This is a genomic window from Streptomyces sp. NPDC029296, from assembly GCF_055569255.1.
Genome location: NZ_JBVHXT010000003.1, coordinates 68227 through 82514 on the forward strand (window position 1 = coordinate 68227; position 14288 = coordinate 82514).

Annotated in this window: 12 protein-coding genes; 7 read left to right on the forward strand and 5 right to left on the reverse strand. The window is 72.0% G+C overall.

Translation table 11 applies throughout. The features are described 5' to 3' along the window. Window positions 1-265 precede the first annotated feature (265 nt). Complete coding sequence (locus tag ACZ4W9_RS03360) at window positions 266-1243, forward strand: TerC family protein (RefSeq protein ID WP_467932845.1); 978 nt, start codon at window positions 266-268, stop codon at window positions 1241-1243. A 79-nt stretch (window positions 1244-1322) separates the two neighbouring features. Here the strand turns inward: ACZ4W9_RS03360 and ACZ4W9_RS03365 are convergent, their stop codons facing one another. From ACZ4W9_RS03365 to ACZ4W9_RS03385, 5 genes are all read right to left on the reverse strand, one after another. Next, entirely contained in the window at window positions 1323-2573 is a 1251-nt protein-coding gene (locus ACZ4W9_RS03365) for an MFS transporter (RefSeq protein ID WP_467932846.1), read from the reverse strand. After that, complete coding sequence (locus ACZ4W9_RS03370) at window positions 2570-3160, reverse strand: glycine-rich domain-containing protein (protein ID WP_467932848.1); 591 nt, start codon at window positions 3158-3160, stop codon at window positions 2570-2572. Before ACZ4W9_RS03370 ends, ACZ4W9_RS03365 begins: the two co-directional genes overlap by 4 nt. An 82-nt stretch (window positions 3161-3242) precedes the next feature. Then, window positions 3243-4460, reverse strand: a complete 1218-nt coding sequence (locus ACZ4W9_RS03375; RefSeq protein WP_467933110.1) for a hypothetical protein — start codon at window positions 4458-4460, stop codon at window positions 3243-3245. A gap of 92 nt (window positions 4461-4552) precedes the next feature. After that, on the reverse strand, window positions 4553-4708 hold the full coding sequence (locus tag ACZ4W9_RS03380) for a hypothetical protein (protein WP_467932849.1): 156 nt from the start codon (window positions 4706-4708) through the stop codon (window positions 4553-4555). Between the two features lie 173 nt (window positions 4709-4881). Beyond that, window positions 4882-5787 (reverse strand): helix-turn-helix domain-containing protein, encoded by a 906-nt coding sequence (locus tag ACZ4W9_RS03385; protein ID WP_467933112.1) that lies wholly within the window; start codon window positions 5785-5787, stop codon window positions 4882-4884. 146 nt (window positions 5788-5933) lie between these two features. Between ACZ4W9_RS03385 and tkt the strand changes: the two genes are divergently transcribed. The 6 genes from tkt (at window position 5934) to gnd (ending at window position 14286) form a co-directional block, all read left to right on the forward strand. Then, the gene (gene tkt, locus ACZ4W9_RS03390) at window positions 5934-8009 is read left to right on the forward strand and encodes a transketolase (protein ID WP_467932850.1); all 2076 of its coding nucleotides are present in this window, start codon (window positions 5934-5936) and stop codon (window positions 8007-8009) included. 90 nt (window positions 8010-8099) lie between these two features. Next, window positions 8100-9245, forward strand: a complete 1146-nt coding sequence (tal, locus tag ACZ4W9_RS03395; protein WP_467932851.1) for a transaldolase — start codon at window positions 8100-8102, stop codon at window positions 9243-9245. Continuing rightward, window positions 9242-10828: a glucose-6-phosphate dehydrogenase gene (gene zwf, locus ACZ4W9_RS03400; RefSeq protein ID WP_467932853.1), complete on the forward strand. Its 1587-nt coding sequence runs from the start codon at window positions 9242-9244 to the stop codon at window positions 10826-10828. The genes tal and zwf overlap by 4 nt, the downstream gene beginning before the upstream one ends. Further along, complete coding sequence (gene opcA / locus ACZ4W9_RS03405; RefSeq protein ID WP_467932854.1) at window positions 10825-11751, forward strand: glucose-6-phosphate dehydrogenase assembly protein OpcA; 927 nt, start codon at window positions 10825-10827, stop codon at window positions 11749-11751. Before zwf ends, opcA begins: the two co-directional genes overlap by 4 nt. Before the next feature lies 1 nt (window position 11752). Next, window positions 11753-13405 (forward strand): glucose-6-phosphate isomerase, encoded by a 1653-nt coding sequence (gene pgi / locus ACZ4W9_RS03410; RefSeq protein ID WP_467932856.1) that lies wholly within the window; start codon window positions 11753-11755, stop codon window positions 13403-13405. 2 nt (window positions 13406-13407) lie between these two features. Next, complete coding sequence (gene gnd / locus ACZ4W9_RS03415; RefSeq protein ID WP_467932857.1) at window positions 13408-14286, forward strand: phosphogluconate dehydrogenase (NAD(+)-dependent, decarboxylating); 879 nt, start codon at window positions 13408-13410, stop codon at window positions 14284-14286. Window positions 14287-14288: the final 2 nt, after the last annotated feature.

Genomic DNA, 14288 nt, shown 5'->3' on the forward strand with positions numbered 1-14288 from the left:
GAAAAGAGAGAACCATCACTCCCTACACCCCCACCCCCCCCCCCCCCCCCCCCCCCCCCCCCCCCCCCCCCCCCCCCCCCCCCCCCCCCCCCCCCCCGCGGCCCGGCTGTCCCGGGCCCGACCCGGCCTGTGCGCCGAGCGGCCGGCGGGGAAGGGTCCCGCCCCCGGCCGCGCGCCGGACGTGATGTGCCGGGAGGCCGGCCGTCGCCGCATCCCTCAGACTCGGAAGAGACGACCGGTCTGTCGCGCCGGAAGGGGCGGAACCGTGCACAGTGTGCCGCTGTGGCTCTGGATGGTCTTCGCCGCCACCGTGCTGGTGTCGCTGGCCGTGGACCTGCTCGCGCACCGGCACTCCCATGTCATCCGGTTCCGCGAGGCCGCCGCCTGGAGCGGGGTCTGGGCCGGGCTGGCGGTGGCCTTCAGCACCGTCGTCTTCCTCGTGGTCGGGACGGGTGCCGGGGTGGAGTACACGACCGCGTGGCTGCTGGAGAAGAGCCTGTCGGTCGACAACCTCTTCGTCTTCGCGCTGATCTTCGGGTACTTCAGGGTGCCGCGGACCTACCAGCACCGTGTGCTGTTCCTCGGTGTCCTCGGCGCCCTGGTCTTCCGCGCCGTCTTCCTCGCCGCGGGCGTGGCCGTGGTGAGCCGCTTCACGGCCGTGCTGTTCGTCTTCGCGGCCGTCCTCTTCTACAGCGCCTACAAGATCCTCAAAGAGGAGGACGAGGGTTTCGACCCCGGCAGGAGCATCGCCGTACGCCTGCTGCGCAGGGTCGTTCCCGTCCGGGAGGAGTACGCCGGCACGCATTTCTTCGTCCGGGAAGCCGGCCGGCGCGTCGCCACGCCGCTGCTGGCCGTCGTCGCCGCGATCGAGGCCGCCGACCTCGTCTTCGCCGTCGACAGCGTGCCCGCCGTACTGGCCGTCAGCAACGACGCGTTCATCGTCTACACGAGCAACGCCTTCGCCGTCCTCGGGCTGCGTGCGCTGTACTTCATGCTCGCCGGCCTGCTCGACCGCTTCCACTACCTCGGCAAGGGCCTGGCTCTCATCCTCGCCTTCATCGGCGTCAAACTCGTCCTCCAGGCCTCCCACAAGACGATCAGCGGCTCGGTGCCCGAGATCCCCTCGCTGCTCAGCCTGGCCGTCATCACCGTCGTCCTGGCCGTCTCCGTCGGTCTCAGCCTGCTGCGCCCGCCGCCGCCCGGCGCCGCGGCCCGGACGGACGCCCACCCGCCCGACGCGTGAGCGAGTCACACCGTCCGCGGTGACACGCCGACGCGGGAGCCGGGCCGGGGAAGCGCCGCGTGAGGCGTGAGCGCCGCGGTCACCCTGCCGGCCGGGGCGGTGCGCCGCGCAGCGCCACCGCGGGGATCACCGCGAGGGCGAGGATCCCCGCCGCCACCGCCAGAAACGGGTAGCCGCCGCCGGTCACCACCAGGCCCGACACCATGCCGCCCGTCGCACCCGCCACGGACATGCCGACGTCGGCCAGGCCCTGCACCGTGGCGCGGGTCTCGGCGGGGGCGGCCCGTGTGAGCAGGGTGGACCCGCCGACGAGGGCCAGGTTCCAGCCGGCACCGAGGAGGACGAGCGCGCACGCCGACAGGGCGGCGGAGGCGGGCGGGGCGAGGCCCGCCAGCAGTCCGGCGAGCAGCAGGACGGCACCGGAGGCCGCCGCCACGGGCCGGCCACCGGTCCGGTCCGCGAGCAGGCCGCTGAGCGGTGACGGCAGGAACATCGCACCCACGTGCAGGGCGATGACGAGACCGGCGGTCTGCGTTCCGTGGCCGTGGCCGGTCAGATGCACGGGGGTCATCGTCATCACGGCGATCATCACCAGCTGCGCGGTGATCATCACGGTGGCGCCGGTGACGACGCCGGAGACCCCGCGCGCCGTCCGGTGCGGCCCGGCGCCCGGCACCGCCCCCGCACCGGGGCCGTCCGCGGCCGGGGGCGGCGGGAGGGGGCGCGGCCACACCAGCAGCACGAGGGCCGCCGCGGTGTAGGCGGCCGTCGCCAGCAGGAACGGTCCGGCCAGTCGCGGGATGCCCCAGGCGTGGGCGAGCGCGCCGGTGGGGCCGACGAGGTTCGGGCCCGCGACCGCGCCCAGGGTCATGGCGAACAGCACGGTGCCGGTGGCACGGCCGCGCCGCTCGGGCGGGGCCAGCTCGGCGCCCGCGTAGCGCGCGAGCAGCCCCGTGGCCGTGCCCGCCCCGTACACGAAGAGCGCGGCCAGCAGCAGGACGGGCCAGTGGGCCGCGGCGCCCACGACCACCCCCGTGCTGCCGGCGGCGGCCACGCCGTTGCCGAGCGCCAGTCCGGCGCGGCGGCCCCGGCGCTGGCAGACCCGTCCGAGGACCGCGGCTCCGAGGGCCGCGCCGGTGGTGAACAGGGCGACCGGCAGCCCCGACAGGCTCGTCGAATCGAACAGGTCCCGGGCGAGCAGGGCGCCGACCGTGATGCCGGCCGCCATGCCGGCACCGCCGAGCACCTGCGAGACGACGAGCACCGTCAGCGCGCGGCCCGGTGCCCGGGAGGGGGCCGGCCTGGCGCTCAGCGGTACCGTCCCGGTCACGCGCCCGTCCGCACCGGGTCCGGGTCCGCCGCCCGCGCGGGCGGGCCGGACGTCCGCTCGGCGCCGGCCGGCGCCGCGATCTCCGCCAGGGACAGGCCGAGTTCGTCGCGCAGGAATCGTACGATCGTCCAGTGCGGCACGGCGTCCTCGTCGAAGGGGCCGAACGCGGCCGTGTAGAGGGGGATCCAGCGCAGTGCCTCCTCGGCGGCCGCGGCCCGGCCGGGAGTCTCCTGGTAGTCGGCGTAGGAGATGCTCCGGTGGTGGATGAACCGGCCGCCGGGCAGCCGCTGTTCGCACAGTTCCCGGTACTCGCGGGTCTGCAGGATGAGGTAGTGCCAGATCTCGTCGATGTGCTGCTCGACGGGGAGGAAGAGGCCACCGAGCCGGCCGGGGTGGCGGGAGACCAGGTACAGGAAGCGCAGGCACTCGCGGACCTGGTGCCGTACGACGGCTTCGGGGGGACTGCCGGGCTCGGCCAGGAAGTGCCGGACCACTTCGTCGTGCAGGGCGGGACCGAGCAGTTCCTCCGCGGTGGGAGCCGGTTCGGCGGCGGTGCCGGAGGGGACGGGCGCTGCGGACGTGGGCATGGGGATCCTGTCGGGGGTCGTGGCCGGGGCGCGGGCGGGTGCGCCCGCGCCCCGGGCGGGGGGGGTCGCCGCGGGCCGCGGGTCAGGACGGGCCGGGCGTGGCCAGCCAGGAGTACTTGCCGGAGCGCCCGATCGGGATGCGGGCGCGGTGCTCGACCCGGCAGGAGCGCCCGGTGAGGGCGGTCACGGACGCGGCGAGCCGGGCGGTCTCGTCGGGGGCGAGCGGTACGCCGTCGAAGGTGGTGTACGCCAGCCGGCACGCGTCCTCGCCGGTCAGGTGCAGTCGGTGGAGGAAGACGCGGTCGCCGACCCCGGCGATGCGGCCGTCGAGGTCGGCCTGGGCGACGGGGCCTTCGGGGGTGGGCAGGAGTTCCTTCTCCCGTCCGCAGAAGGAGACGATCCGCTCCGGGTCGGCGCTGCCGTCGCGGGTGCGGACGCAGTCGCCGGAGCGGTAGCGCACCAGCGGCATGTACGGGTTGCGGACGCTGGTGACGATGAGGCTGTGGATGCCGCTGCCCGGGGCCACCGGGATCAGCTCCACGCTCATGTCCGTCAGGTAGGGCCGGTAGCCGCCCCCGGCGTCGCTGTAGAAGAGGTAGCCGAGTTCGGTGCTGCCGAAGAGGTCGACCACGGGGCAGTCGAAGTGGGACCGCAGGTAGGTCCGGACGTTCAGCGGGGTGTACTCGTAGGCGTGGACGATGCCCGCCGGGCGGGGGAAGCCGTCCCACAGGCCCCATGCGGAGACCGCGCGGACGAGGTGGGCCAGGTGGTAGCCGGAGCAGTCCAGGAGGTAGGCGCCGTCGGGGTGGGCGCGGGCCACGTCCCGGATCTCGCCGAGCATGCGCTCGACGTCCTCGCGGTCCCAGTCGGCCGGGTCCAGGCGGCGGTTGAGGTACAGCGTGCGGTCGTCGAGCCAGCGTTCACCGGGGGTCGCGCCGGGCCTGCGGGCGTTGACGCGGGCGACGTGCTCGGTGGCCAGCACGGTGGTCAGCGAGACCCGCCGGGCCCCCTCGTGCCACAGGGCGCCGAGTTCGGGGTGCTCGCGCCAGAGGCGGTAGTAGGAGCGGAGCAGGAACAGGGGCGGCCGGATGAGCTGCATACGGGCGTGGTTGGTGCCCGTGGACAGCACGAACTCGGCCTCCCCCGTCTCCAGCGCGCGGGCCAGTCGTTCGGTCATCCAGTTGTCGGGGAAGCCCCGGGCGATCTCCGGCTTCTCCAGGATCGGGAAGTGGCCCCGCTCGACGGAGGCGCGGTAGATCGGGATGTCACGCACCTGCTCCAGGACATCGGCGCTCGGCATGCGGTTCACGGGCTCTCCGGGGCGGTGTCGGCGGCGAAGGCGGAGGCCTGCCGGCGCGCCGGCAGGCCGGGGTCGGCGGAGCGGCCCGGACGTCAGCGGGAGATACAGCCGCTCTTCGCCGTGACGCTGATGCAGCCGCTCTTGGGCGCGGCACTGATGCAGCCGTCCTTCGCCCCCTCGGCGGAGTTGACGGCGACCCACCTCCGCCACACGGATCCCTCGGTCATGCGCTTGATGAGCTGGTCCATGGGAAACCTCCGGAACGTACGAGATTTAACGTTTCTGCATGCACAGACGACCCAAGGTGCGGAAGCTCGCCCGTCGCCAACGAAGGTAAAGAGATGGTCAATCGGTAGTCAATAGACGGTAGGGCGGTTGGCCGGAAACGCACGGCACCGCGAACGCGCACCCGCGCCCGGCCTCAGCGCAGGTCCGCCCGGAAGGCCACCGGCGTCTGACCGGTGTGCAGCTGGAAGAACTTGGAGAAGTTGGCCGCGTCGGGAAAGCCCACGGCCGCCCCGACGCGTCCGATCGGCATCTCCGTGTGGGCGAGGAGGCGCTTGGCCTCCAGGACGACCCGTTTGTCGATGAAGCCCTTGGGGGTCTCGCCGGTGGCGGCGCGGACGGCGCGCACCAGGGTGCGCCGGGAGTAGCCGAGCGCGTCGGCGTAGGCGCTGACGCTGTGGTTGGCGGCGAAGCCCTGCTCGACGGCGGCCCGGAAGCGGGTGAAGGTGCTGTCGGCGTGCTGCGGGGAGGTCTCGGCGGAACTGGCGGCGAGATGGGCGAGGCGCAGCAGGAACGCGGTCAGCGCGTGCCGCAGGACGGCCGTGTGCAGACTGAGCGGGAGCGTGGCGGTGTCCTCGTACTCCCGGCGGAGCTGGTCGAGGGCGGCCTGGAGCGCGGCGAGCTGCGCCGGGCCGGGGTGCAGCAGCGGCGGCAGGTCGTAGCGGTACAGGCCCGTGGCCTCGACGGTGGAGCGGGGCAGAAAGCCGGGTTGCATGGTCAGGACGGTTCCGCGGTACCCGGACTCCCGGGAGAAGCGGTGGACCTGTCCGGGGCGGATCCACAGCAGGTCGCCGGCGCCGGCCTCGTACTCGGCGAAGTCGATCATGTGCCGTACGGGGCCGCCGGTGAAGAGCATGACCACGTGGAAGTCGATGCGGTGGACGCGATGAAGGGGGGCCTCGGCGTGCCAGGTGCGGTCGGTGCCCATGGGGCCGACCTGCATGCCGACGCCACCGACGGCCAGCTCGGCCGGGAAGGGGAAGGTTCTGATCCCGTCGCCGCCGGTCCCGTCGCCGCCCGCTTGGCCCATCATGCCCGCCATGTCCTTTTCGTACCGTTCCTGTGGTGCGATCACTGTCCCAGATTCACCACAGGCTGACACACCCCGACCTTTCCTCGAAAAAGTCAGACTTTTAAGTTTGAACACGTCAGGCCAGCTATCCCGCACTCAACGAGGACTTCTTGAAGATGACGACGCAGACTTCCGACGGCTTCGAGTGGACCGACCTCGACCGGCGTGCCGTGGACACGGCGCGGCTTCTGGCGGCCGACGCGGTGCAGAAGGTGGGCAACGGGCACCCCGGCACCGCGATGAGCCTGGCACCTGCCGCGTACACGATCTTTCAGAAGGTGATGCGGCACGACCCGGCGGATCCCGAGTGGACCGGCCGCGACCGCTTCGTCCTCTCCCCCGGCCACACCTCGCTGACCCTCTACACCCAGCTCTACCTCGCCGGGTACGAGCTGGAGCTGGACGACCTGAAGGCGTTCCGCACGCACGGCTCGAAGACGCCGGGTCACCCGGAGTACGGCCACACCGCCGGTGTGGAGACCACCACCGGCCCGCTCGGCCAGGGCGTGGCCAACGCCGTGGGCATGGCGATGGCGGCCCGCTACGAGCGCGGCCTGTTCGACCCGGAGGCGCCGGCCGGCACCTCCCCCTTCGACCACACCATCTGGGCGATCGTCTCCGACGGCGACCTCCAGGAGGGCGTCTCCGCCGAGGCGTCCTCGCTGGCCGGCCACCAGAAGCTCGGCAACCTGGTCTTCCTCTACGACGACAACCACATCTCCATCGAGGGCGACACCGCGACCGCCTTCTCCGAGGACGTGCTGAAGCGGTACGAGGCCTACGGCTGGCACACCCAGCGGATCGAGCCGACCGCCGAGGGCGACATCGACGCCCCCGCCCTGTACCGGGCGCTGAAGGCCGCGCGGGCCGAGACCGAGCGGCCCTCGATCATCGCGATGCGCACGGTCATCGCCTGGCCCGCCCCGAACGCGCGGAACACCGAGGCCTCCCACGGCTCCGCCCTCGGCGAGGAGGAGGTCGCCGCCACCAAGCGCCTGCTGGGCTTCGACGCGGAGCAGACCTTCGAGGTGGCCGACGAGGTGCTGAAGCACACCCGCCGGGCCCTGGACCGGGGCGCCGAGGCGCACGCGGCCTGGGACAAGCGGATCGCCGAGTGGCGTGCCGCCCGGCCCGAGCGGGCCGAGCTGTTCGACCGGGTGAGCAAGGGCGAGCTGCCCGCGGGCTGGGAGGACGCCCTGCCCGTCTTCGAGGAGGGCAAGTCGGTCGCGACCCGCGCCGCCTCCGGCAAGGTGCTCCAGGCCCTGGGCCCCGTCGTCCCCGAGCTGTGGGGCGGCTCGGCCGACCTGGCCGGCTCCAACAACACCACCATCGACAAGACCAGCTCCTTCCTGCCGGCGGGCAACCCGCTGCCCGAGGCCGACCCGTACGGCCGTACCGTGCACTTCGGCATCCGCGAGTTCTCCATGGCCGCGGAGATGAACGGCATCGCCCTGCACGGCAACACCCGGATCTACGGCGGCACCTTCCTCGTCTTCTCCGACTACATGCGCAACGCCGTGCGGATGTCGGCGCTGATGCAGCTGCCGGTGACGTACGTGTGGACGCACGACTCCATCGGCCTCGGCGAGGACGGCCCCACCCACCAGCCGGTCGAGCACCTGGCCTCGCTGCGCGCCATCCCCGGGCTGAACGTCGTCCGCCCGGCCGACGCCAACGAGACCGCGATCGCCTGGGCCGAGATCCTGAAGAGGCACGCCACGCACCCCGCCCCGCACGGGCTCGCGCTGACCCGCCAGGGCGTGCCGGTCTACGCGCCGAACGAGGACGCGGCCAAGGGCGGCTACGTCCTGCGCGAGTCCTCGACGGAGGTCCCGGAGGTGATCATCATCGCGACGGGCTCCGAGGTGCACCTGGCCGTGGCCGCGCGCGAGCTGCTGGAGGCCGGGGGGACCGGCACCCGGGTGGTGTCGATGCCGTCCGTGGAGTGGTTCGAGGAGCAGCCGCGCGAGTACCGCGAGCGGGTGCTGCCGCCCGCCGTGAAGGCCCGGGTCGCCGTGGAGGCCGGGATCGGCCTGACCTGGTACCGCTACGTCGGCGACGCCGGCCGCGTCGTCTCCCTGGAGCACTTCGGTGCCTCCGCGGACGCGAAGACCCTGTTCGCCGAGTTCGGCTTCACCCCCGAGAACGTCGCCGCGACGGCCCGCGAGTCGCTCGCCGCCGCGCACGCCTGACCCCCACGCGACCGCGCGCCTCCCGTCGAGGCGCGCGGCGCGCCCCCTACCGGCGCACACCGCGCCCGATACCGACGCAGAAGTAGAAAGATGAGCACAGTGACCGAAGCAATCGCGACCCCGGGAGCCCTCAAGCGCCTCGCCGACGAGGGCGTGTCGATCTGGCTGGACGACCTGTCGCGCAAGCGGATCACCTCGGGCGGCCTCGCCGAGCTGGTGGCGAGCGGAAGCGCCGTCGGTGTCACCACGAACCCGTCCATCTTCCAGGCCGCCATCGGCTCCGGGGAGGGCTACGAGGAGCAGCTCGCCGACCTCGCCGTACGCGGCGTCACGGTCGACGAGGCCGTACGCATGATGACCACCGCCGACGTGCGCGACGCGGCCGACGTCCTGCGGGACGTGTACGACGCCACCGACGGCCGGGACGGCCGGGTCTCCATCGAGGTCGACCCGCGCCTTGCCCACGACACCGGGGCCACCGTCGCCGAGGCCAGGCAGCTGGCCTGGCTGGTCGACCGCCCCAACGTGATGATCAAGATCCCGGCGACCAAGGCCGGCCTGCCCGCGATCACCGAGGTGATCGGCCTCGGCATCAGCGTCAACGTGACCCTGATCTTCTCCCTGGAGCGCTACCGCGAGGTCATGGCCGCCTACCTGGCCGGCCTGGAGAAGGCCCGTGAGCGGGGCGTCGACCTGTCCACGATCCACTCGGTGGCGTCCTTCTTCGTCTCCCGCGTGGACAGCGAGATCGACAAGCGGCTGACCACCCTGGGCACCGACGAGGCCGTGGCCCTCAAGGGCCGCGCGGCCCTCGCCAACGCCCGTCTGGCCTACGAGGCGTACGAGGAGGTCTTCACCTCCGGCCGCTGGCAGGCCCTCCAGGAGGCGGGCGCCCACAAGCAGCGTCCGCTGTGGGCCTCCACCGGCGTGAAGGACCCCGCGTACAAGGACACCCTGTACGTGGACGAGCTGGTCGCGCCCGGCACGGTCAACACCATGCCCGAGGCCACCCTGAACGCCGTCGCCGACCACGGCGAGATCACCGGCGACACGGTGACCGGCGGCTACGACCGGGCCCGCGCCGACCTGGCCGCCATCGAGCGGCTCGGCATCTCCTACGACGAGGTCGTCCAGCAGCTGGAGGACGAGGGCGTCGCCAAGTTCGAGGCGGCCTGGCAGGAGCTGCTGGACGCCGTCGCCACGTCCCTGAAGAGCAAGGGAGCTGACGCCCGATGACCGACAACGCCCCCGCCGCCCAGGCATCCGAGCAGGTGCCGGTGCCGGTGATCCCGGCCGCCGACTGGGCGAACCCGCTGCGTGACGCCCGCGACCGCCGCCTGCCCCGTATCGCCGGGCCGTCGGGCCTGGTCATCTTCGGGGTGACCGGCGACCTGTCCCGCAAGAAGCTGATGCCGGCGGTCTACGACCTGGCCAACCGGGGCCTGCTGCCGCCGGGCTTCTCCCTCGTCGGGTTCGCCCGCCGCGAGTGGGAGGACCAGGACTTCGCGCAGGTCGTCCACGACTCCGTGCGCGAGCACGCCCGCACCCCGTTCCGCGAGGAGGTGTGGCAGCAGCTCGCCGAGGGCATGCGGTTCATCCCCGGCGACTTCGACGACGACACCGCCTTCAAGCAGCTGAAGGACGCCGTCGACGAGCTGGACGCCTCCCGGGGCACCGGCGGCAACTTCGCCTTCTACCTCTCGGTGCCGCCGAAGTTCTTCCCGAAGGTCGTGCAGCAGCTGAAGAAGCACGGTCTGGCGAACCCGCCCGAGGGTTCCTGGCGCCGCGCGGTCATCGAGAAGCCGTTCGGGCACGACCTCGCGAGCGCCTGCGACCTGAACGCGATCGTGCACGAGGTGTTCGAGCCGGACCAGGTGTTCCGCATCGACCACTACCTCGGCAAGGAGACCGTCCAGAACATCCTGGCGCTGCGCTTCGCCAACCAGATGTACGAGCCGATCTGGAACCGGTCCTACGTCGACCACGTGCAGATCACCATGGCGGAGGACATCGGCATCGGCGGCCGGGCCGGGTACTACGACGGCATCGGCGCCGCCCGTGACGTCATCCAGAACCACCTGCTCCAGCTGATGGCGCTCACCGCCATGGAGGAGCCGATCGCGTTCGACGCCGAGGCGCTGCTCACCGAGAAGCTGAAGGTGCTGAAGTCGGTACGGCTGCCGGAGGACCTGGGCCGGCACACCGTGCGCGGTCAGTACGCGGCCGGCTGGCAGGGCGGCGAGAAGGTCGTCGGCTATCTGGAGGAGGACGGCATCGACCCCAAGTCGAAGACCGACACCTTCGCCGCGATCAAGCTGGGCATCGACAACCGCCGCTGGGCCGGGGTGCCCTTCTACCTGCGCACCGGCAAGCGGCTGGGCCGCCGGGTCACCGAGATCGCGGTCGTCTTCAAGCGGGCCCCGCACTCCCCGTTCGACTCCACCGCCACCGAGGAGCTGGGCCAGAACGCCATCGTCATCCGGGTCCAGCCCGACGAGGGCATGACCGTCCGGTTCGGGTCGAAGGTGCCGGGCACCTCGATGGAGATCCGGGACGTGTCGATGGACTTCGCCTACGGCGAGTCGTTCACCGAGTCGAGCCCGGAGGCGTACGAGCGGCTCATCCTGGACGTGCTGCTCGGCGACGCCAACCTCTTCCCGCGCCACCAGGAAGTGGAAGAGTCCTGGAAGATCCTCGACCCGATCGAGGAGTACTGGGCGGCACACGGCAGGCCCGCGCAGTACGCGTCGGGCAGCTGGGGACCGAGGGAAGCCGACGAGATGCTCGCACGAGACGGACGGAGCTGGCGCAGGCCATGAAGATCGACCTGACCGACACCACGGCAAGCAAGATCAACAAGGCGTTGGTGCAGGGCCGCCGCGCCATCGGGACGCCCGCCGTGGGCATGGTCCTGACGATGGTCATCGTCACGGACGAGGAGAACGCCTACGACTCGATCAAGGCCGCCGAGGACGCCTCGCGCGAACACCCCTCGCGGACCCTGGTCGTCATCAAGCGGCACGCCCGCACGCTGCGCGACCGCACCCACTCCCGGCTGGACGCCGAGGTACGGGTCGGCTCCGAGGCCGGCACCGGCGAGACGGTGGTGCTGCGCACCTACGGCGAGGTGTCCGACCACGCCGACTCGGTGGTGCTGCCGCTGCTGCTGCCGGACGCCCCGGTCGTCGTGTGGTGGCCGGTGGAGGCCCCCGAGGCCCCCGCCAAGGACCCGCTGGGCGCGCTCGCCCAGCGCCGCATCACCGACCTGTACGCCGTCGACCGGCCGCTGGAGGTCCTGGACTCCCGCGCCCGCTGCTACGCGCCCGGCGACACCGATCTGGCCTGGACCCGCCTGACGCTGTGGCGGTCGATGCTGGCCGCCGCCCTGGACCAGGCCCGGGTGCCGATCACGTCGGCGACCGTGGAGGCGGAGGCCGAGAATCCCAGCGCCGAGCTGCTCGCGCGCTGGCTCCAGGCCCGCCTGAAGGTGTCCGTGGACCGGGTGCACAGCGCCGGCCCGTTCGTGACGGCCGTCCGCCTCGGCACCGGGAACGGCGAGATCGTCGTGGACCGGCCCGAGGGCCCGCTGGCCACGCTGACCCTGCCCGGCCAGCCGCCGCGCACCCTCGCCCTGAAGGTCCGCGCCACCTCCGAACTCATCGCCGAGGAGCTGCGCCGCCTCGACGCCGACGAGATGTACGCCATCGCCCTCACGGGCGAGGCCCCCAAGGAGAACGCCTGAGATGGCAGAGTTCCCGAAGCTCACCCACCGCCCCGAGTGGACGGCCCTCGCCGACCACCGCGCCCAGGGCCGCCCGCACCTGCGCGAGCTGTTCGCGGCGGACCCCGGCCGCGCCGGGCGGTACGTCGTACGGGTCGGCGACCTGTACATCGACTACAGCAAGCACCTGATCACCGACGAGACCCTGGCCCTGCTCCAGGAACTCGCCACCGCCACCGGTGTGTTCGCGCTGCGGGACGCCATGTTCCGCGGCGAGAAAATCAACGTCACCGAGGACCGGGCGGTGCTGCACACCGCGCTGCGCGCCCCCCGGGACGCCGTGATCGAGGTCGACGGCGAGAACGTGGTGCCCAAGGTGCACGCGGTGCTGGACAGGATGGCCGGCTTCGCCGACCGGGTCCGCTCCGGCGAGTGGACCGGGCACACCGGCCGGCCGATCCGCAATGTCGTCAACATCGGCATCGGCGGCTCCGACCTCGGCCCGGCGATGGCCTACGAGGCGCTGCGCCCCTACACCGCGCGCGAGTTGACCTTCCGGTTCGTGTCGAACGTGGACGGGGCCGACCTGCACGAGGCGATCCGCGACCTGGACCCGGCGGAGACGCTGTTCATCGTCGCGTCCAAGACGTTCACGACGATCGAGACGATCACGAACGCCACTTCGGCGCGGTCCTGGCTGCTGAACGCCTTCGACGGCGACGAGAAGGCCGTGGCGAAGCATTTCGTGGCGCTGTCCACGAACGCCGGCAAGGTCGCCGGCTTCGGCATCGACACGGACAACATGTTCGAGTTCTGGGACTGGGTCGGCGGGCGGTACTCCTACGACTCCGCGATCGGCCTGTCCCTGATGATCGCCCTCGGCCCGGACCGGTTCAGGGAGATGCTCGACGGCTTCCGGCTCGTCGACGACCACTTCCGCACCGCGCCTGCCGAGGCCAACGCGCCGCTGCTGCTGGGCCTGCTGGGCATCTGGTACGGCAACTTCCACGACGCCCAGTCGCACGCGGTGCTGCCGTACTCGCACTACCTGTCGAAGTTCACCGCCTACCTCCAGCAGCTCGACATGGAGTCCAACGGCAAGTCGGTGCAGCGCGACGGCCACCCGGTGGACTGGCAGACCGGCCCGGTGGTCTGGGGCACGCCCGGCACCAACGGGCAGCACGCCTACTACCAGTTGATCCACCAGGGCACCAGGCTGATCCCGGCCGACTTCATCGGCTTCGCCCGGCCCGTCGGCGAACTGAGCGGGGAACTCAAGGCCCAGCACGACCTGCTGATGGCCAACTTCTTCGCCCAGACCCAGGCGCTCGCCTTCGGCAAGACGGCCGAGGAGGTCCGCGCCGAGGGCGTCGCCGAGGAGCAGGTGGCGCACCGCACCTTCCGCGGCGACCACCCCACCACCACGATCCTGGCGACCGAGCTGACCCCGTCCGTGCTCGGCCAGCTGATCGCCCTCTACGAACACAAGGTGTTCGTCCAGGGCGCGGTGTGGAACATCGACTCCTTCGACCAGTGGGGCGTGGAGCTGGGCAAGGTCCTCGCCAAGCGCGTCGAACCGGCGCTGACCGAGGGCGCCGACGTGCCCGGTCTCGACCCGTCCAGCACGGCCCTCGTCGCCGCCTACCGCACTCTCAAGAACGCATCGGAGAACTGATCATGCAGCTCGGTCTCATCGGTCTCGGCAAGATGGGCGGCAACATGCGCGAGCGCATCCGCCGCGCCGGCCACACCGTCATCGGCTACGACCGCAACCCGGACGTCTCCGACGTCAAGAGCCTCGCCGAACTGGTCGAGAAGCTCGACGCGCCCCGCCATGTGTGGGTGATGGTCCCGGCCGGCACCGCCACCCAGACCGTCATCGACGAACTCGGCGACCTGCTCTCCCCCGGCGACACCGTCATCGACGGCGGCAACTCCCGCTGGACGGACGACGAGAAGCACGCCGCCGCGCTCGGCATCAAGGGCATCGGCTTCGTCGACGCCGGTGTCTCCGGCGGTGTGTGGGGCCTGGAGAACGGCTACGCGCTCATGGTCGGCGGCGAGAAGGAGTACGTGGACCGGCTGCGGCCGATCTTCGACGCGCTCAAGCCGGAGGGCCCGTACGGCTACGTCCACGCGGGCCGGGTCGGCGCCGGGCACTTCTCCAAGATGGTCCACAACGGCATCGAGTACGCCATGATGCAGGCCTACGCCGAGGGCTGGGAGCTGCTGGAGAAGGTGCACTCCGTGGAGAACGTCCGCGAGGTGTTCCGCTCCTGGCAGGAGGGCACGGTCATCCGGTCCTGGCTGCTGGACCTCGCGGTCAACGCCCTGGACGAGGACGAGCACCTGGAGGCTCTGCGCGGTTACGCGGAGGACTCCGGCGAGGGACGCTGGACGGTGGAGGCGGCCATCGACAACGCCGTGCCGCTGCCCGCGATCACCGCGTCCCTCTTCGCGCGGTTCGCCTCCCGGCAGGACGACTCCCCGCAGATGAAGATGATCGCCGCGCTGCGCAACCAGTTCGGCGGCCACGCGGTCGAGAAGAAGGGCTGACC

What these genes read in the sequence shown, in the direction of transcription:
- ACZ4W9_RS03370 (WP_467932848.1), bottom strand. Translation starts at nt 3,160, where the DNA reads ATGCCCACGTCCGCAGCGCCCGTCCCCTCCGGCACCGCCGCCGAACCG.
- gnd (WP_467932857.1), top strand. Translation starts at nt 13,408, where the DNA reads ATGCAGCTCGGTCTCATCGGTCTCGGCAAGATGGGCGGCAACATGCGC.
- tkt (WP_467932850.1), top strand. Translation starts at nt 5,934, where the DNA reads ATGACGACGCAGACTTCCGACGGCTTCGAGTGGACCGACCTCGACCGG.
- ACZ4W9_RS03375 (WP_467933110.1), bottom strand. Translation starts at nt 4,460, where the DNA reads ATGCCGAGCGCCGATGTCCTGGAGCAGGTGCGTGACATCCCGATCTAC.
- ACZ4W9_RS03380 (WP_467932849.1), bottom strand. Translation starts at nt 4,708, where the DNA reads ATGGACCAGCTCATCAAGCGCATGACCGAGGGATCCGTGTGGCGGAGG.
- tal (WP_467932851.1), top strand. Translation starts at nt 8,100, where the DNA reads ATGAGCACAGTGACCGAAGCAATCGCGACCCCGGGAGCCCTCAAGCGC.
- zwf (WP_467932853.1), top strand. Translation starts at nt 9,242, where the DNA reads ATGACCGACAACGCCCCCGCCGCCCAGGCATCCGAGCAGGTGCCGGTG.
- opcA (WP_467932854.1), top strand. Translation starts at nt 10,825, where the DNA reads ATGAAGATCGACCTGACCGACACCACGGCAAGCAAGATCAACAAGGCG.
- ACZ4W9_RS03385 (WP_467933112.1), bottom strand. Translation starts at nt 5,787, where the DNA reads ATGGCGGGCATGATGGGCCAAGCGGGCGGCGACGGGACCGGCGGCGAC.
- pgi (WP_467932856.1), top strand. Translation starts at nt 11,753, where the DNA reads ATGGCAGAGTTCCCGAAGCTCACCCACCGCCCCGAGTGGACGGCCCTC.